At 38.3% G+C, this 19,081-nt stretch carries 11 protein-coding genes and 1 riboswitch; of the genes, 8 read left to right on the top strand and 3 right to left on the bottom strand.

Annotated elements, in window-relative coordinates; translation table 11 throughout:
• Window positions 1-8: 8 nt before the first annotated feature.
• Window positions 9-1,127 carry a 2-iminoacetate synthase ThiH gene (thiH, locus tag H3Z85_06070; GenBank protein ID QPQ52963.1) on the top strand — a complete coding sequence of 373 codons (1,119 nt, stop codon included), beginning with the start codon at window positions 9-11 and terminating at the stop codon, window positions 1,125-1,127.
• 15 nt (window positions 1,128-1,142) lie between these two features.
• Window positions 1,143-1,853, top strand: a complete 711-nt coding sequence (locus tag H3Z85_06065) for a HesA/MoeB/ThiF family protein (protein QPQ52962.1) — start codon at window positions 1,143-1,145, stop codon at window positions 1,851-1,853.
• Between the two features lie 150 nt (window positions 1,854-2,003).
• Here H3Z85_06065 and H3Z85_06060 read toward each other — a convergent pair whose 3' ends face one another.
• Complete coding sequence (locus H3Z85_06060; GenBank protein QPQ52961.1) at window positions 2,004-4,220, bottom strand: TonB-dependent receptor; 2,217 nt, start codon at window positions 4,218-4,220, stop codon at window positions 2,004-2,006.
• A gap of 118 nt (window positions 4,221-4,338) precedes the next feature.
• A riboswitch (SAM riboswitch) is annotated at window positions 4,339-4,436 on the top strand.
• Between the two features lie 283 nt (window positions 4,437-4,719).
• Here H3Z85_06060 and H3Z85_06055 point away from each other — a divergent pair.
• Window positions 4,720-7,470 carry a TonB-dependent receptor gene (locus H3Z85_06055; protein ID QPQ52960.1) on the top strand — a complete coding sequence of 917 codons (2,751 nt, stop codon included), beginning with the start codon at window positions 4,720-4,722 and terminating at the stop codon, window positions 7,468-7,470.
• A gap of 73 nt (window positions 7,471-7,543) precedes the next feature.
• Here the strand turns inward: H3Z85_06055 and H3Z85_06050 are convergent, their stop codons facing one another.
• Both H3Z85_06050 and H3Z85_06045 read right to left on the bottom strand, forming a co-directional pair.
• Entirely contained in the window at window positions 7,544-9,811 is a 2,268-nt protein-coding gene (locus H3Z85_06050) for an aconitate hydratase (GenBank protein ID QPQ52959.1), read from the bottom strand.
• A 314-nt stretch (window positions 9,812-10,125) separates the two neighbouring features.
• Window positions 10,126-12,906, bottom strand: a complete 2,781-nt coding sequence (locus H3Z85_06045) for a bifunctional aconitate hydratase 2/2-methylisocitrate dehydratase (GenBank protein QPQ52958.1) — start codon at window positions 12,904-12,906, stop codon at window positions 10,126-10,128.
• Window positions 12,907-13,212: 306 nt separating this feature from the next.
• On the opposite strand from H3Z85_06045, the gene H3Z85_06040 reads away from it, so the two are divergent.
• The 5 genes from H3Z85_06040 (at window position 13,213) to H3Z85_06020 (ending at window position 18,888) form a co-directional block, all read left to right on the top strand.
• The gene (locus H3Z85_06040; protein ID QPQ52957.1) at window positions 13,213-13,992 is read left to right on the top strand and encodes a WG repeat-containing protein; all 780 of its coding nucleotides are present in this window, start codon (window positions 13,213-13,215) and stop codon (window positions 13,990-13,992) included.
• A 231-nt stretch (window positions 13,993-14,223) separates the two neighbouring features.
• Window positions 14,224-16,347, top strand: a complete 2,124-nt coding sequence (locus tag H3Z85_06035) for a TonB-dependent receptor (protein QPQ53845.1) — start codon at window positions 14,224-14,226, stop codon at window positions 16,345-16,347.
• Between the two features lie 173 nt (window positions 16,348-16,520).
• On the top strand, window positions 16,521-17,273 hold the full coding sequence (locus H3Z85_06030) for a hypothetical protein (GenBank protein ID QPQ52956.1): 753 nt from the start codon (window positions 16,521-16,523) through the stop codon (window positions 17,271-17,273).
• A complete protein-coding gene (locus H3Z85_06025; GenBank protein ID QPQ52955.1) occupies window positions 17,261-17,812 on the top strand; it encodes an acyl-CoA thioesterase in 552 nt (183 codons plus the stop codon). Before H3Z85_06030 ends, H3Z85_06025 begins: the two co-directional genes overlap by 13 nt.
• 146 nt (window positions 17,813-17,958) lie before the next feature.
• The gene (locus tag H3Z85_06020) at window positions 17,959-18,888 is read left to right on the top strand and encodes a hydroxyacid dehydrogenase (GenBank protein QPQ52954.1); all 930 of its coding nucleotides are present in this window, start codon (window positions 17,959-17,961) and stop codon (window positions 18,886-18,888) included.
• The last annotated feature ends 193 nt before the right edge of the window (window positions 18,889-19,081 follow it).

The raw sequence follows: 19,081 nt of genomic DNA, 5'->3' as shown, positions 1-19,081 counted from the left end.
ATAAGATCATGAATAGCTTTAAAGATATTTTTGAGCAGTATCAATGGGATGAGGTAAAAGCTAAACTCGAAAAGATAAATCTGTCTGATGTAAGAAACAGTCTTCAGAAAAAACATAAAACTGTTGATGATTTTCTGGTTCTGCTTTCCCCTGTGGCTTCGCAGGAGCTGGAACTAATGGCAAAAATGACCCGTGCTCTTACCCAAAAACGTTTCGGAAAAACCATTCAGCTATATGCTCCGTTGTACCTGAGCAATGAATGCCAGAATATCTGTACCTATTGTGGTTTTAGCTTGGATAATCATTTAAAGCGAAAAACCCTCTCTGACACTGAATTGATGGTGGAAGCTTCAGTGCTGAAATCTATGGGAGTAAACCACGTGCTGTTGGTAAGCGGGGAAGCGAATAAAATAGTGGGAGTGCCGTATTTTCAAAATGCTGTCCGGTTATTAAAACCACATTTTTCGAACATTTCTATTGAAGTTCAGCCCTTAATGGAGGATGAATACAGTATTCTTAAGGAAGAAGGGGTACATTCAGTACTCGTGTATCAGGAAACCTATCACCAGGAAGTGTACAAAGAATACCATCCGAAAGGTAAAAAATCGAATTTTCATTTTCGCCTGGACACACCGGACAGAATCGGCAGGGCAGGAATCCATAAAATAGGGCTGGGTGTACTGCTTGGATTGGAAGATTGGCGTATCGATAGCTTCTTCAATGCGCTTCACATCGATTATCTTCAAAAACAGTACTGGAAGACTAAATTTTCTGTTTCTTTCCCAAGATTGAGGCCGGCAGAGGGAATTATTGAACCGAATTTTATCATGGAAGATAAAGATCTGCTTCAGTTGATCTGTGCCTACAGAATCTGGAACGAAGACCTTGAAATCTCCATATCTACAAGAGAAAATGAAAACTTCAGAAATCATATTGTGTCGTTGGGAGCTACTGCGATGAGCGCAGGATCCAAAACAAATCCCGGTGGATATTCTGTGGATAAGGAATCCCTGGAACAATTTGAAACCAGTGATGAAAGAAGCATGGAAGAGATCAGGAAAATGATCAGAAATGCCGGATATGATCCCGTATTGAAAGACTGGGATGCTGTTTACAGTGGAGTTTAATTATAGTAGTTTTATATGCAAAGTGACGATACTTTTAAAAGATACAGCCGGCAGATTTTTATTGAAGAAATAGGGCTGGAGGGACAAAGGAAAATCTTGGCCTCAAAAGTTCTTGTCGTCGGTGCAGGGGGCTTGGGAAGCTCGGTGATCCAGTATCTGGCGGCTGCAGGAGTAGGTACTCTGGCTGTGGCAGATTTTGATCATGTCGAGCTGCATAACCTGAACCGACAGGTGATTCACGATGAAAATAGGGTAGGGTCAAAAAAGGTGGAAAGTGCCGGACATTTTGTAAGAAACCTAAATCATCAGATAAAATTCGTTGCTATTGATCAGAAAATTAATGAAAAAAATGTGAGAGAAATTGTTTCCCAGTACGATCTGGTTGTGGACGGGTCTGATAATTTTTCCACACGATATCTCTTGAATGATACCTGTGTACAGCTTGGTAAAACATTGGTGTATGGAAGTATTTTAGGATTTACCGGTCAGGTCGCTGTTTTTAATTGTCAGGGAAGCAAAAACCTTAGGGATATATTCCCTGAGTCTCCCTTGGATGAAGATATACCGGATTGTGACAGTCTCGGTGTTTTGGGTGCTTTGCCGGGAATCATTGGTAGTATGATGGCGCTTCAGGCTTTAAAAATTATTACAGATTTAACGGTGAATATCAATCAGATAACATTGGTGGATACAATGAACTGGAGATTTCAGACCTTGGATTTTTAACGAAAAATGTTAAATATCAATAGAAATTGGCTTTAGCCCGTTTACGTTTTAAATATATATTCCATTGGCTTTTGCCAAAACCTAAAAACATTTCACAAAAAAGACCGTAACATTCAATTACGGCCTTTTTAAAATTATGGTTGCGCTGGATTATTGCCCCTGCTGTTGCATTACTCCTCCGTTATCTTCTTTTTTAGTTTGGTTTAAGATATTGGCATCCTCTTTAGCCAACTTGTTTTTAGTAGGAATTTTATAGTTGATGGAAATCCCAAAGTTCCTTGAATCATATTTTGTCCTAAGCATTACACTTTCTCCTAAAGGCGGATTGGAACGAACCTGCATTACCTGGCCATTGAAAATATCATTCGCAAAAACCGAGACTGTAAGGCGATTGTTCATAAACTTTTTCGTCAGGGTAATATCTAAATTATTATTGAATGGTTTCTCTGCGGTAAAGTAAAAATATCCTGCTTTGGGAGTAAGGTAGCTGTAATTTGCGGTCAGCTTGATGTCCTTTGGAAGAATCAGCTGTGTCATCACGTTGAAAATCCAGAATCCTTTATTGTTGAGGTTATCGATGTCATGCTTCTGGTAGCCTGCGTAAAGGTACATGAAATTCATTTTGTCAGGATTGAAGTTTGATTTCATGATCTCACCCAGCGACTTCGTGAAAATCTGGAAAGGAACAGGAAGCCCAATATTGAAATTATGAATTTTCATAGAAGAGATGTTGATCTGCTCATTGTAGAGGTTCTTACCGTTTTTTCTGATGATCTGTGCTACCTGATTGCTTGCCGAACTTACGCTGTATCCGATGAAGGCATAATCAAAAGCCGAAATTTTCAATTCGTAATTATCAAAAATGGTCGGCTGAAGATTCGGATTACCGTTGATCTGTGTATTCGGCCCGGAGAATGTGGTGTTATTCGGGTTAAGGGCAGAAATACTCGGCAGATTGATTTTTCTGTTATAATTGGCCGCAATATATACCTGGTTCATCAGGTTGTACTGAATACTTGCATTAGGAAACAGTTTAAACTTCTTAAATGGTGTCAGATCTTTTTGAACAACAGTTCCCAAACTATCCTTTCTGGTAATTCCATAAATGTCATAATTTTCAGCTCTTGCCCCTAACGTGAAATCAAACTTTTTCAGTTTAGCCTGGAATTCAAGATAAGTGGAGGCCGTTTGTCTGTGATATTCAAGGTTTGTAAGGCCTTTACTTTCCGTATTATAATCCTGTCTTTCATACAAGCCTCCGGCGCTTACTTTTCCTCCGTCCAGCAATTTGATGGGCTGGGCATAATCAACTTTGAAATTAGCCACCCTCATATCCGACTTATTGTTGAGAATATCATTAAGTCCCGGATTTGCAAATGCCTGACCATTATCTGTAAAGTTGCCTTTTCGGTAGAAATTATCCTGAGAAAACTTACTATCCGCTTTAGTAAACCCAAATTGAAAATCAAGTTTTTGGGACTTCTCGGCAAAACGCTTTTGATAGGTTACTACCGCTTCCTGTCTCAATGTATTACTTCTTGCAGCATCGGAAGATTCAAATTGTGCTTCCCGGAATGCATCGGTAGGTTTGTAATAAATATCTCCAAGCCCGTTACTTGCAGTATAGTTGTCATTATTATTATGGTAAATATCATAGTTTAATAATAACTTATCCTGCCCAAGATCGAAAGTTAATCCGGATTTTGCAAAATACCCTCGCGCGAATCGATCTGTATTACTGTTTAATAAAACATCCTGCTGGCTGTTCATCATACTTTCACGATAATTTTGCCCCACATTAAGCTGCCATCCGAAATATTTATTTCTGGCATTCAAATTTACCGAGTTGGTGGTTCTGCTTCTGTACTTATTGTAATTGGTGAAGGTATAATTCCCGGAATAGGTTGCGCTTAGATATTTATTAGCATTTTTATTCGTAATAATATTCATAATGGCTCCTCCCGATGTCGCAGGAAATTCTGCTCCCGGCTGCGTTACCACTTCAATTCTCTCTATAGAATTGGCAGGCATGCTTTCAAGAAAAGAATTCAGTTCATTAGAGGTGATGTTCAAAGGTCTTCCGTTGAGATAAACTTCAAGCATTTTACCCTGATACATCATTCCTGCAATATCTGTGGCTACGAGACCTGGAAGTTTTTTAATCCCTTCCAGAACATTTCCGTTATTAAGCTGAGGCTGTTCAGAAAAATCGAAAATGGTACGATCAGCTTTTTGTTCAACGGCTTTTTTAGTTTTAGTGATGACAACTCCGTCAATTTGTTTTTCTTTTGGTTGATTATTGCTTTTTTCCTGTGCAAAAACAAACACAGAACTTACAAGTGATAAAGCGAATATAGTTTTTTTCATAATGTTTTACTACTGCTTAGTTAGACGAATAAAAAGTCAATTTGTTACGATAAGATTTAGAAAATCAAAAAAATAAGTCAAAAATTTTTTTATTTACGAAATAATTATATCTTTGCCAAATAATTATCAAGAATCTCCAGAGGGGATAGCAACCTGCAAAAACAAGCAAGGTGCTACAATAGATAAGCCGGATCTTCCGGAAAAAATGTTTATATCTTTCTTATCTCCCTTCTTGAATTTTTGTTTTAAATTTTAAATAAATGTTTAAAGAAAAGGGAAATCACATTACAAATTTGAATTTTTATTCGACAGATGGTGAAGGTGCTCTTCATTATACTGATAACTCTTCATGCCATTTCTACATGTGCATGTGTTGCTGTTTCTAGCGTTTATTTTTAAATAATCATTACATTTTTTAACGTCTCAGTGCTAACCTTAAATTTAAGGTTACCGGGATCGCTTTGTCTTATATTCTCATTAATAAATAATATAAAAACACATGCATAACTTTACAAAAAGAAGTATCATCACTTCTGCAACATTTATTTCGACATTCTATTTTGCGCAATCACAATCAGATACCATTTCTTCTAAAAAGATTGATGATGTTGTCATACTTGGATCAAGAGGATCCGGAAGATCATTAACTGAGACACCGGTTCCTGTAGACATTATTAACATTTCAAAAATTTTAAAACAAAGTCCTGTTAACAATATCAGTCAGGCTTTAAATTATATTGTCCCTTCATTTTCGTCCACATCACATACAGTAAATGACGGAACAGATTTTGTTGATCCTGCCTTGTTAAGAGGACTAGGTCCGGATCAGGTGTTGGTTTTGCTCAATAGTAAAAGGCGTTATCAGTCATCACTGATTAATGTAACTCTAACTCCGGGGAGAGGTTCGGTGGGAACTGACCTTAATGCCATTCCTGCTTTTGCATTGGATAAAATTGAGGTGTTAAGAGACGGAGCTTCAGCTCAATATGGTTCTGATGCTATTGCGGGAGTTGTGAACCTGGATCTGAAAAGAAGATTAGGCCTTTCCGGTCAGGTCTTTTTGGGAGGATACGCTTCATCAGTTGCTAAAAATTTTTCCGGTGGTGTTGACGGACAAACAATTTCTGTGGATCTTAACTATGGGATTAAAATTGGAAAATCTGGATTTTTTAATATTACAACATCTGCACAATACCGTGATCCTTATTCCAGAGCCGGAGTGAGAGAAGGTGATATTTTTAATGCATACAATGCTGTTAATTACAGAGCTTTGCAGGATGGAGTAGATATTGACGGATTATATAAAAATATTACCAATACCTCCAATACCCAGCAGATCATTAATACGATTAAACAATATGCGACAAAAGTTAATTATTTTTCACAGGATTTCCAATCTCAGATTTCCGGTGCCAATACTATTTCCAGTCTGCAAGGGTTGTTGAATAAAGATTTTACAAATCAGGAACTTGCGTACAGAGGGCTTGAAAGAAAAGATTTCAGCCTTAGAGCAGGGCAGTCCAAATTACAGTCTGGCCAGCTTTTTTTCAACTCAGAGGTACCATTGAATGATGACTGGAAAATATATTCTTTCGGAGGATACAGCTACAGATTGGGAAATGCAGGCGGCTTTTACAGGCTTCCTAATAATGAAAGGAATATCAATGCAATAACTCCTAACGGATATTTGCCGCAGATTGAAGCAACTGTGAATGATTATTCTCTTGCTGCCGGAGTCAAAGGAAAATGGAATGGATGGAACGTTGACTTAAGTAATACGTTCGGAAAAAATGCTTTTAAATTTGGTGTTGTCAATACCTTCAATGCATCTCTTACAGATCGTTCACCAAGAAATTTTGACGCCGGTGGCTCCGAATTTTCCCAGAATACCCTTAACCTGGATTTTTCAAGAAAATATGATGTTTTAGAAGGTTTAAATGTGGCATTTGGAGGAGAATACAGGCATGAAAACTATAAAGTGAATAAGGGAAAGGAGAATTCATATGCTTCCTATGATATTTTTGGGAATCTTGTGACGGCCGGGACTCCTGAAAATGAAAAAGTAACAGATTTTTTTGGAAATATAAGGCCGGCAGGAGCACAGGTTTTTCCTGGTTTTAGTCCTGATAATGCTGTTTCAGGAAACAGAAACAGTATCGCGGCCTATGCTGATCTTGAGCTTGAAGTAACGAAAGGATGGTTGGTAGAAGGTGCTTTGCGTTACGAAAATTATTCTGATTTTGGTTCTACCTTTAATTATAAATTGGCAACAAACGTGAAACTGGCACCTAATCTTAACTGGAGAGGAGCTATTTCTACAGGGTTCAGGGCTCCGTCATTAGCTCAGATTTACTATAGCTCTACATCTACATTAATCCAACAGGGAAAAACAACACAGGTAGGAACCTTTAGAAATAACTCAGACGCTGCCCAGGCGCTCGGTATTCCGAAATTAAAACAGGAAACATCAAAATCTTTCAGTACGGGAATTACCTTTAAAGTTCCTGGAATTAATTTAGTGTTTACCGCTGATGCATATCTTATTAAAATTAAAGATAGAGTGGTGCTTACTGATTTGTTTTTCCGACCTTCAGGAACCTTTACACCCGGGTCTGACCAGGCTGTTCTTCAGAGCGCCTTTGACCTGGCAAGGGCAAGTGCTGCGAATTTCTTTGCTAATGCTGTAGATTCGGAAACGAAAGGTTTGGACATTACAATCTCTCACACTTCTAAAATCTCATCCGGAATTTCATTGGAAAATAACTTAGGACTGAATTTTAATAAAACCAAGAGAGTAGGAGAGATTCATGCTTCTCCAAAATTAGTAAGTCAAATTGATAATTACTTTTCAGAGCCTAACAGAATCTACTTTGAAGAAGCTGTTCCCCGGGTGAAAGCTACCCTTTCCAATAATCTGAAGATAGCCGGGCTGAATATTCTACTCAGAAATTCCTTCTTTGGTAAAGTAACTGATGCCGACGTTATTGATGCCAATTTTGATGGAGTAACAGGGAGCAGAGAGCATTTTGTATTGAATAACCGCCTGATTACCGATCTATCAGTTGGATATGACTTTACTAAAAATATTTCAGCAACAATAGGAAGTAATAATATATTCAATATACTCCCTTCAAAGAGCCCCAATATAAGTTCTTTAACTGCTGATAATCAGTTTGTCTACTCCAGACAGGTATCACAATATGGTATTGGAGGAAGATTTGTTTTTGCAAGAATAGAGTTTAAATTCTAAAATACTATTATAAATAAAAAGACGGCTTCAAGAGAAGACGTCTTTTGTCATTAATCGATCTAACAATTAATTTTTATTTTTCCTGTTGCTTAATCAGGTTCAGGGCAGAACCAGCTTTGAACCAATCAATTTGCTGATCGTTGTAAGTATGGTTGGCCATGATAATATCTTTAGTTCCGTCTTTGTGAACGAATTCTAAAGTCAATTGTTTTCCCGGAGCAAACTGGTCAAGATCTAAGAAATTAACCGTGTCATCTTCCTGGATTTTGTCATAATCTGCTTCATTGGCAAAAGTAATTCCCAACATTCCTTGTTTTTTAAGGTTTGTTTCGTGAATTCTTGCAAATGATTTTACCAATACAGCTTTTACCCCAAGGTGTCTTGGTTCCATAGCTGCATGTTCTCTTGAAGAACCTTCCCCGTAGTTTTGATCTCCTACTACAATGGTTGGGATCCCTGCAGCTTTATAAGCTCTTTGTACAGCCGGAACTTCACCGTACTCACCGGTTAATTCATTTTTAACCTTATTTGTTTCCATGTTGTAAGCATTAACAGCTCCGATCAACATGTTGTTTGAAATATTATCAAGGTGACCTCTGTATTTCAACCAAGGTCCCGCCATAGAAATGTGGTCAGTAGTACATTTACCGAAAGCTTTGATCAACACCTTAGCCCCGGTAATATTTTTACCATCCCAAGCCGGGAATTCTTCTAACAACTGAAGTCGGTCTGAAGTCGGACTTACATTCACCACAACATTAGAACCGTCTGCAGATGGTGCCTGATATCCGTTGTCATCTACGGCAAAACCTTTAGCAGGAAGTTCATAACCTTTAGGTTCGTCCAGCTTTACCTGCTCGCCGGCTTCATTGGTAAGTGTATCTGAAATCGGGTTGAAATCTAATCTTCCTGAAATTGCTACAGCAGCTACCATTTCCGGTGAGGCAACAAAAGCGTGGGTATTTGGGTTACCATCAGCTCTTTTTGCGAAGTTTCTATTGAAAGAGTGGATAATAGAGTTTTTCTCTCCTTTTTCTGCACCTTCTCTGTCCCATTGTCCGATACATGGACCGCACGCATTGGTAAAGATTCTTGCGTTTTCAAATTTTCTGAATGAATTCAGGAACCCGTCTCTTTCCGCAGTAAATTTCACCTGCTCAGAACCTGGATTGATTCCTAAGATGGCTTTCGGTTTTACTCCTTTTGCTACAGCATCTTCTACGATAGAAGCAGCTCGTGATAAATCTTCATAAGAAGAGTTGGTACAAGACCCGATAAGAGCCCATTCAACTTCCAGTGGCCATCCGTTTGCCTCAGCTTTCGCCTTAAATTCAGAAACAGGTGTTGCCAGGTCCGGAGTGAAAGGTCCGTTCAGGTGCGGAGTCAACTCGGAAAGGTTGATTTCAATTAACTGATCGAAATATTTTTCCGGATTGGCATATACTTCAGCATCACCTGTTAAGTGCTCTGCAATTTTATCAGCTGCATCTACAACATCCTGTCTTCCGGTTGCAGATAAATATCTTCTCATTGAGTCATCGTATCCGAAAGTCGAAGTGGTAGCTCCGATTTCAGCACCCATGTTACAGATGGTACCTTTACCTGTTGCAGAAAGAGATTCCGCACCTTCTCCAAAGTACTCTACGATACATCCTGTACCTCCTTTTACGGTAAGAATTCCTGCTACTTTTAGAATTACATCTTTAGCAGAAGTCCATCCGCTCATTTTACCGGTTAATTTAACCCCGATAAGTTTGGGCATTTTAAGTTCCCATGCCATTCCGGCCATTACATCTACTGCATCAGCACCACCTACACCGATGGCGACCATTCCAAGTCCTCCGGCATTTACCGTATGCGAGTCCGTACCGATCATCATTCCTCCGGGGAAAGCGTAGTTTTCCAATACCACCTGGTGAATGATACCAGCTCCCGGTTTCCAGAATCCGATTCCGTATTTATCACATACAGAACTTAAGAAGTTGAATACCTCTGAGTTTTTGTTGATACCTTCCTGCAAATCTTTATCAGCTCCCACTTTTGCCTGGATCAGGTGGTCTGCGTGAGCGGTTGAAGGAACGGCTACTTTAGCTTTTCCTGCCTGCATAAACTGTAAAAGTGCCATCTGTGCAGTGGCATCCTGCATGGCTACTCTGTCCGGTGCAAAATCTACATAAGAGTTTCCTCTTTCATATTCCTGTGTAGCATTTCCTTCCCAAAGGTGGGTGTAAAGGATTTTTTCTGAAAGGGTAAGAGGTTTTCCAACAATTTGTCTTGCCGCAGCAATTCTTTCAGGGTAACGCTCGTACACCTTTTTGATCATATCAATATCAAAAGTCATATCTAATTGTAATTTTTATTTCTTTTTCATTACTTCTCTTCCCTGTTTAGGATAGAAAAGACGTTTTATTTATATCAAAAAACGTTCCTATAATCCTTAAACAGGGATAATTATGATCATAAAACCGACTGATTTTATCACTTTCAATTTAAGAAAAAATAGAATTTATTTTCTTGATTTATCACAAAAAAAATGGTATGTCCCTTAAAATAGAAACGTTCTAAACAAAAAAATGAAAGATTTTAGCTTCCGAAGAAGTAAAATCTTTCATTTAAAATATTCAAAAGTCTTTCGACTTATAGGGTAAGCTCTGTTTAGTGAGCGTGTGTGCTAGTCAATTCTTTGATAGAAGGTACAAACGTAGTAAGGTCAATACCTTCAACTGCTGCCTTGTACTCCTCAATACTTGGAATTCTACCAATGATTGCAGATAAAACAACAACCGGAGTAGAGGCCAGTAAAGATTCACCTTTTTTACGTTCAGAATCTTCAACGACTCTTCCCTGGAATAAACGGGTAGAAGTTGCCAATACCGTATCTCCTTTTGCTGCCTTTTCCTGGTTACCCATACAAAGGTTACATCCCGGACGCTCAAGATACATTACATTTTCGTATTCCGTACGGGCTTCTCCCTTCGGAGCATTATCATTGAATTCAAATCCTGAGTATTTTTCTAATAATTCCCAGTCTCCTTCAGCTTTTAACTCATCAATGATGTTGTACGTAGGTGCTGCTACCACAAGTGGAGCATTGAATTCTACTTTTCCTTGCTGCTTTTCAAGGTTTCTCAACATTTGAGAAACGATCTTAAGGTCTCCTTTGTGAACCATACAAGATCCAACGAACCCAAGATCTACTTTTTTCTCACCTCCATAATACGAAAGGTCTCTGATGGTATCGTGAGTATATCTTTTAGAAACATCGTCGTTGTTTACATCCGGGTCAGCAATCATCGGTTCAACGATTACATCAAGGTCTACCACTACTTCAGCATAATATTTAGCATTAGAATCCGGAGTAAGAGCTGGTTTTTCACCGGATCTTATTTCTTCAATTCTCTTGTTTGCTTTGTCAATTAATCCCTGAAGAACCTTATTGTGGTTGTCCATTCCTTTATCGATCATGATCTGGATTCTTCCTTTTGCGATTTCCAGTGATTCGATCAAGGTATTATCTTCAGAAATGTTGATAGAAGCTTTAGCCTTCATTTCAGCAGTCCAGTCTGTAAAGGTAAAGGCCTGGTCAGCAGGAAGTGTTCCGATGTGAACTTCAATGATTCTTCCCTGGAATACGTTCTCCCCTCCGAATTGCTTCAGCATCTGAGCCTGAGTCGCATGAACTACATCACGGAAATCCATGTGAGGCTTCATTTCACCTTTGAAAGTTACTTTTACAGATTCAGGAATTGGCATGGATGCTTCTCCGGTAGCCAATGCAAGGGCAACGGTTCCTGAGTCAGCTCCAAAGGCTACTCCTTTAGACATTCGTGTGTGCGAGTCACCACCAATGATGATCGCCCACTCGTCTACGGTAATATCGTTAAGAACTTTGTGAATTACGTCTGTCATGGCGTGATATTCACCTTTCGGGTCACGGGCAGTGATCAAGCCGAAATCGTTCATGAATTTCATCAGCTTAGGTATGTTGGCCTGAGCTTTTTTGTCCCATACTGAAGCGGTGTGACAACCGGATTGGTAAGCACCGTCAACGATTGGAGAAATTACAGTGGCAGCCATAGATTCAAGCTCCTGAGAGGTCATAAGACCTGTCGTATCCTGAGAACCTACGATATTCACTTTTACACGAACGTCTGATCCTGCATGTAGTACCTTACCTGGTGTAGAACCCACGGCATTTCTGTTGAATATTTTTTCAACTGCCGTTAGTCCTTGTCCTTCATTAGAAATTTCTTTTGACGGAGCAAAAACCTGAGGAGCTTCTACTCCTAAAAGGTCAGCAGCAAATGTCTGAAGTTTTTTACCAAATACAATTGCATACGATCCGCCAGCTTTAATGAATTCCATTTTCTGTGGCGTGAAAGATCTGGAAATATCAATTAATTCCTGATCGCCATTGTATAATTTTTTTGTTTTTGTATTGATTGTTAAAACAGTTCCTGTAGCTACAGAATACGCTTCTTCAAGAACTACCTCACCATTTTCATTACGAACAACGTTCCCGTTTTCATCAACTTTTTTAACCCAGTTTTTAAGGTCAATTCCGATACCACCTGTAACATCTACCGTGGTTAGGAAAATTGGAGAGATACCGTTGGTACCTCCTACAATCGGAGCAAAATTCACGAATGGTACATATGGGCTTGCTTGTTTTCCTGTCCAGAGAGCAACGTTATTTACTCCTGACATTCTTGAAGAACCCACTCCCATTGTTCCTTTTTCAGCAATAAGCATTACGCTCGCATCAGGATGCTGAGCTTGTAAAGCTTTGATCTCTTCCTGTGCCTGAGGCGTGATCATACATTTTCCGTGAAGTTCACGGTCTGATCTGGAGTGCGCCTGGTTTCCCGGAGAAAGTAAATCTGTTGAAATATCTCCCTCACCTGCAATATAAGTAACCACTTTGATTTCTTCAGCTACTTCAGGAAGTTTGGTGAAGAATTCAGCTTTTGCGTAGCTTTCGATAATCTGCTGAGCGATTTCGTTACCGTTGTTGAAGGCTTCCTTCAAACGGTTGGTGTCCGCTTCATAAAGGAAAACCTGTGTTTTAAGGACTTCAGCCGCTTCTTTAGCAATGGCCGGATCGTTTCCTAAGGCAAGATCCAACAATACTTCGATAGAAGGGCCCCCTTTCATGTGGGATAATAATTCAAAGGCAAAAGCCGGAGATATTTCTTCTACTACGGATTCACCGAGAATGATTTCTTTTAAAAATTTAGCTTTAACTCCTGCAGCGCTTGTTGTTCCCGGCAGAGTGTTGTAGATGAAAAATTTAAGAGAATCCGATCGATCTGCATTACCTGAATCTTTAATTTGTGCGATGATCTCGCTTAATAATTCAGCACCATCAATTGGCTTTGGATGAAGCCCCTGGTCTTTTCTTTCTTCAATCTCTTTGATGTAATCCTTATAATTCATAATAGAAGTCTTTCACTTTTAAGGCAGATGTAAACAACAGGTATCACTCTGTCATTGCTCCTTTGCCGGTTGGTATAAAATACAATTTAAATAACATTTTGAGTTTCCGTACTTTGATACGTTGATTGAACCGGGTTAAAGGCAGTATGATCTACGTCTTTTTTTAAAAGTTTTTAAAATTTATTAAACAATTCAAAATGTTCCCAAAAATACGAAATTTTACTATTTTATAAAGATGAAATTATTTAGATTCTTTATAAATATGAATTTGATATTTTCTATTTTTGGCCGTAATTTTGCATGCAAATGGTGAATATGAAAAATATCCTGAATGTTTTGTGTATTTTTATTTCGGTTTTCGTTTTCTCGCAGACCAAATCTGTGAAGAAAATAACGGTGAAAAATACGCCTAAAACCAGTATTAAAAAAGGCAATTTAATAACGAAGCCTAATCCTGATCTCGTAGTGATTCATAAAGATCTTCCGGTTTTAATTCCGAAAAAGAAAGACGGAAAATTTGGCTATGTCAATCAAAACGGGAAATTCATCATTCAGCCTGAGTATCATATCGCCGTGTTCTTTTTTGAAGATTGTAATCTTTTAAACTCTCCCAATGAGAAAGTTCGAAAGTTCGGAACAAGTGATTATGCTACGGTGGAAAAAGATATGATCTCCTATCGTATTGATCAATCCGGAAAAAGAGTGTATCAGTTTAAAGACTCAGACTTCGGGAAATGTAAGTTTGAAGAGTATAAGCAACAATTGTTTCAGGCCTATGTTTTGAACGGCTTTTACGGAGTCATTGAAAAGTCAAAATTTTTTAATGAAGCAGATTACAGACAATACCAGATTTATCCGCAATATCAATATTTATACATCATGGAAGGAGATGATGTGTCAGACCCGATGATTGTAGCTTCCAACAATGATAAATTTGGAGTGATTGATGTGAATAACAAGATTATCATTCCTTTTGAATACTCCAATATTAAAAGAAATTTCAGCTGGAAACTGGGACGAATGTTTGAAGTAACCAAAGACGGAAAAAATTATTATTATATCGATGCACGTAATAAAACATACTAGATAAAGTAAGCGATGGCTGCATACCAAGATTAATGATGCTATTGCGCATAATTTTTTGTACTTTTGCAGCTGAAATAAAGGGGTGCTTTAACAGGCTGAGATGATACCCAATGAACCTGGAACAGGTAATGCTGTTTAGGGACACATCGACGACGGTGAGTCGAATTGTATAATATCTTATCGATCCCCTTTTATTCATTAAATGTCAAAGATTTATAGAATGAAAGGTTTATTTTTTTAGGGCTTAGTGTAGGCTCTGTAGCTTTTATCCAGGCTCAAAACAAAGATTCTCTGAAAGTCAGAGAAATTGAAGCGGTCAACTTTACCAAAAGGCTTCCTGTTGCTAAGGAAATCATCAATGTTCAGAAAGATTTAGACGGTAAAAACATGGGACAGGATCTTCCTATCCTTTTGAAAAACCAAACTTCGGTTATTTCTACATCTGATGCCGGAAACGGAGTAGGATACACGGGGATCAGAATTCGTGGGGTAGCCGGAAGGGGCGTAAATGTCATGATGAATGGAGTGCCGTTCAATGATGCTGAAAGCCAGGGCGCTTTTTTCGTAAATGTGCCGGACTTAACGAGTTCCGCATCTCAGATTGTTATCCAGAGGGGAGTGGGAACTTCCAATAACGGAGTTTCTTCTTTTGGAGCCAGCATTAATGTGATTTCAAAGGATCCGGAGGATAAATTTTATTTTAAAACAGACGACAGCTACGGGTCGTTCAATACCTATAAATATTCTGCAGAAGTTGGAACAGGAAAATTCTGGAAAAACAGGCTCTCTATCATGGGTAGATATTCTCATATTCACTCCGACGGGTATATTGACAGAGCTTCTACCAATCTTCATTCCTACAATTTCACGGCCTTATTTGAAGAAGGAAACACGAGATTACGGTTAATGGCTTTCGGCGGAAAAGAAAGAACTTATCAGGCATGGAACGGGATCAGCAGAAAAACATGGGAAACGGATCCTACTTACAATTCTGCCGGAGAATATACTGATCTTTTTACCGGAGAAAAGAAATTTTATGATGGTGAAACTGACAACTACCGCCAGAATCATTACCAGTTTCTTTGGGAACAAAAGTTCAATGACACATGGAATTTGGAAACTACTTTACACTATACGAGGGGAAAAGGCTATTATGAAAACTATACCAGGGTAGATGAAACTGATGAAGATGCAACGCACTATTCTAATTATAATCTGACTGTTCCGATCGTAAACGGCGCTCCTGTAGAGAAAACTGACTTTATCAGAAAAAAATGGCTGGATAATCATTTCTATGGTTTAGTTTCTACATTATACGGAAAGTTTGAAAATCTGGATCTTAATTTCGGAATAGTAGCCAACCAGTATTACGGGAAACATTTTGGCAATGTAACCGGAGTGTATTTTCCACAGATTGATGAGTATGAATATTATAGGGGACGTTCGGTAAAAACTGAAGTGGCCGGGTTTGCTAAGGCTTTGGTAAGGGTAAATGATTTTGAATTCTTTGGAGATCTGCAGCTTAGAAGAATTAATTACGATACAAAGATCATCCTGGACGGTGACGGGGAAGGAGGAAATATCAATAAAAACTGGTTGTTTTTCAATCCTAAAGCAGGAGTAAATTATAAAATCGGAAACGGAAAAATATTTTTATCCTATGCTCACGCACACCGTGAACCCAACAGGGATGATCTGACTGCAGATAATACCGTAAAAGCTGAAAAGCTCCATGATTTTGAAGCGGGAATGGAAAAACAGTTTGGTTTCCTATCGGTAACGGCCAACCTGTATTATATGTACTATGTCAATCAGTTGGTACTCAACGGGCAACTGAATAATGTGGGAGCATTTATCAGAACAAATTCAGGAAAGAGCTACAGAAGAGGAATAGAAATAGGATTACTCGCCAAACTATCTAAACAATGGGAGGTTTCAGGAAATTTAAGTTTAAGCCAGAACAGAAACCTTGATTTTAATATGAAGAATAAGAAAGAGGTTAAAAATCTGGGAAATACACAGATTTCATTTTCTCCGGATGTCGTTGCCAACCTGGGACTAACCTTCAAAGCTGCCAAGAACTTCCAGCTGGCTTTAATGAACCAGTATGTCGGAAAACAGTATCTTGATAATACGGAGAATCAAAACGTACAGCTTAAAGATTATATCCTGACCGATTTTAATGCACAATACCAGTTTAAAATTGCTCATAATGATGTGACCCTGAAATTACTGGTGAACAATCTGTTCAATAAAAAATATGTAAACAACGGAGCTGTTTATGGTGGTGAGCCCTATTATTTTGCACAGGCCGGAACCAATTTTATGTTTGGCATCAGCTGGAAAATTCAATAGGTTCATACCAGAACGCATAAAGAAATTGACAAATTTGCCTTCAAAGAGATTGAGGATAATGAATGGGAACCCCATTTTACTGTAGAATAATCAAAAGACTGTTTCGGCAGTCTTTTTTTATATCAGATGAAATGTCTTCAAAAGTCGTGAAAAAGTTATAAATTTGCCAGCAAATGAATATTTCAGCATATATTTTAGAATATTTGAAACAATATGGAACTGCCACGGTTCCAGGCTTTGGAGTGTTTTCTCTGAAAAATTCTAAGGCGATTATCAATTCTGAAAACGGAAGCATCCTGCCTCCCGCAAGTGAGATCAAATTTGCAATTGATTATGAAGTAAAGGCTGATGAACTGGCTTCTTTTATTGCCACTCAAAAGCAGATGTCTCTCGAAGCTTCAAAAAGCGATCTGAAAATCCAGACTGACTTTTGGAAGAAAAAACTTCAGGCAGAGCAGGTTCTTGAAATTCAGAACCTTGGTACAATCTTTACAGAAGAGGGGCATACTCATTTTAAGGGAAACCGTGTAGAAGCAGGTCATCCTGATTTTTACGGATTGGAAGAAATCCGCTTTTCAGATATCAATAATGGCGAAAAAGTAAAAACTTCAGAAAAACGGGAGAAGGATTACAAATTCAATAAATCCATTCTGTGGATTTTCTTATTAATTATTCCTATTTTAGGTATTCTCTACCTGATGTTTACTCAACAGGAACTTATTTTTGGGAAAAAATCTTTTAATAAAGTTTCAGTACAAACGTCTACGCACAGAATTGTAAAAGATACCGTTAAAGTATTGGTGCATACACCAGGAACTCCTGTTTCTGATTCACTGAAGAAAGATTCATTAATACAACCTGCCGTAAAAGGATCGAAAACGGTTCCGGCTGCCCGAAACAACACTAAGAATAAATGGCAAAAATAAAAAAAGCGTCAGAATCTCTGACTATTATGACTAATATCGTTCTTCCGAACGAAACCAACTCTTTAAGAAATCTTTTTGGCGGTGAGCTCTTAGCAAAAATGGATCGATGTGCATCTATTTCTGCTGCAAGACACTGCGAAAGAAGAGTTGTAACTGCTTCTGTAAACCACGTTTCTTTCAATCATCCGATTCCCGAGGGTGGTGTAGTGGTTTTGGAATCAAAAGTTTCAAGAGCATTTTCAACGTCTATGGAAGTATATGTTGATGTATGGTCAGATGACCCGATTAATCAGAAAAAAATTCACACCAATTCAGGGATCTACACCTTCGTAGCGGTAGATGAATTCAATCGTCCTATCCCCATCCCTGAAATGATCCCGGAGACTGAAGAGGAAAAAGAAAGATATGCGGCAGCTTTCCGCAGAAAAGAGCTTTCTTTGATCCTTTCCGGAAGAATGAAACCATTGGAGTCTGTAGAACTTAAGAAATTATTCCAGGAACCGACAGAAACTCAAACTTCTAAAAAAGATAAAAAATAAAAATATAAATGCTTTTAATGCCGGACTTCCAAATTAAAAGCATTTTTATTTTTTAATCATATTATAAAAAACACGGCCCTCTTTATCTCAAAACAGAATGGTGGTGTTATTTGTGAAACCATTAGTGTCATTTGTTTTTAAATACTATGAAAGTACTTCTTTTAGATAAAAATCATCCCCTTATCACCGAGCAGCTTTTAGCAAAGAACTTTATTTTAGAAGAGGATTTTACTTCTTCGTACGAGGAGGTTTGTGATAAAATCAAAAATTATGACGGTATTATCATCAGAAGCCGTATTCCTTTGGATAAAAAATTTCTGGAAAACGGGAAAAATTTGAAATTTATTGCCAGAGTAGGTGCCGGGATGGAAAATATTGATATTCCTGTAGCCGAAGAATTGGGAATTCAGCTGATCAACTCTCCGGAAGGAAACAGGGATTCCGTAGCTGAACATGTTATGGGAATGCTGTTGGTGATCATGAACAGGCTGTTTATTGCCTCCCAGGAAGTAAAAAAAGGAATTTGGAAGCGGGAGGAAAACAGAGGGGACGAACTGCTTGGAAAAACGGTTGGCCTGATCGGATATGGAAATATGGGGAAAGCCACGGCCAAGAGACTTTCAGGATTCGGATGCAAAGTTATTTTTCACGATATTCTTCCGGGACTTGCCGACGAATTCGCAACACAGGTTAGTCTGGAAGAGCTCAAGCAGTCTGCAGAGATTTTGAGTTTACATATTCCTCTTACACAGGAAACAAATGGTCTTATTGATGAGGAATTTATTGCAGAAATGAAAAATGACTTTTATTTTGTCAATACGGCCAGAGGAAAGAACGTAACAACAAAAGATCTTGTGAAAGGCTTAAAGTCAGGAAAAGTAAAAGGAGCATGCTTAGATGTCCTGGAGTATGAAAAGTCATCCTTCGAAAATCTGGAAACAGAAAATGAAGATTTAAAATACCTTCTGGAATCAGAAAAAGCTATTGTGACTCCCCATATTGCAGGCTGGACACACCAGAGTAAAGAAAAGCTGGCGCAGTTTATTGTCGATAAGATAGTTGCTTCGTACTGTTAAGCAGAAAGAACTGAAAATATTTAATATAAAACAAAAGAAGGCTAATGTCGGTAACGCAAAATTATTGACATTAGCCTTCTTTTTCGGTCTGAGAAGCTCTGACACCCTGTTTTCCCTTACTTAGAATTCTGTTTTTCCCTCTATTTGTGTTAAATAATTTATAATATTCCCTCCATATTTATTATTTATTTTT

It is taken from the genome of Chryseobacterium indologenes (assembly GCA_016025055.1).
Taxonomy (GTDB): Bacteria; Bacteroidota; Bacteroidia; order Flavobacteriales; family Weeksellaceae; genus Chryseobacterium; species Chryseobacterium indologenes.
The sequence above is the reverse complement of the archived record's forward strand: the minus strand, read 5'-3'. Positions and strand labels throughout refer to the sequence as shown.

Bases quoted from the DNA above. Each gene is read 5' to 3' on its own strand.
- thiH (QPQ52963.1), top strand. From the start codon at position 9: ATGAATAGCTTTAAAGATATTTTTGAGCAGTATCAATGGGATGAGGTA.
- H3Z85_06065 (QPQ52962.1), top strand. From the start codon at position 1,143: ATGCAAAGTGACGATACTTTTAAAAGATACAGCCGGCAGATTTTTATT.
- H3Z85_06060 (QPQ52961.1), bottom strand. From the start codon at position 4,220: ATGAAAAAAACTATATTCGCTTTATCACTTGTAAGTTCTGTGTTTGTT.
- H3Z85_06055 (QPQ52960.1), top strand. From the start codon at position 4,720: ATGCATAACTTTACAAAAAGAAGTATCATCACTTCTGCAACATTTATT.
- H3Z85_06050 (QPQ52959.1), bottom strand. From the start codon at position 9,811: ATGACTTTTGATATTGATATGATCAAAAAGGTGTACGAGCGTTACCCT.
- H3Z85_06045 (QPQ52958.1), bottom strand. From the start codon at position 12,906: ATGAATTATAAGGATTACATCAAAGAGATTGAAGAAAGAAAAGACCAG.
- H3Z85_06040 (QPQ52957.1), top strand. From the start codon at position 13,213: ATGGTGAATATGAAAAATATCCTGAATGTTTTGTGTATTTTTATTTCG.
- H3Z85_06030 (QPQ52956.1), top strand. From the start codon at position 16,521: ATGAATATTTCAGCATATATTTTAGAATATTTGAAACAATATGGAACT.
- H3Z85_06025 (QPQ52955.1), top strand. From the start codon at position 17,261: ATGGCAAAAATAAAAAAAGCGTCAGAATCTCTGACTATTATGACTAAT.
- H3Z85_06020 (QPQ52954.1), top strand. From the start codon at position 17,959: ATGAAAGTACTTCTTTTAGATAAAAATCATCCCCTTATCACCGAGCAG.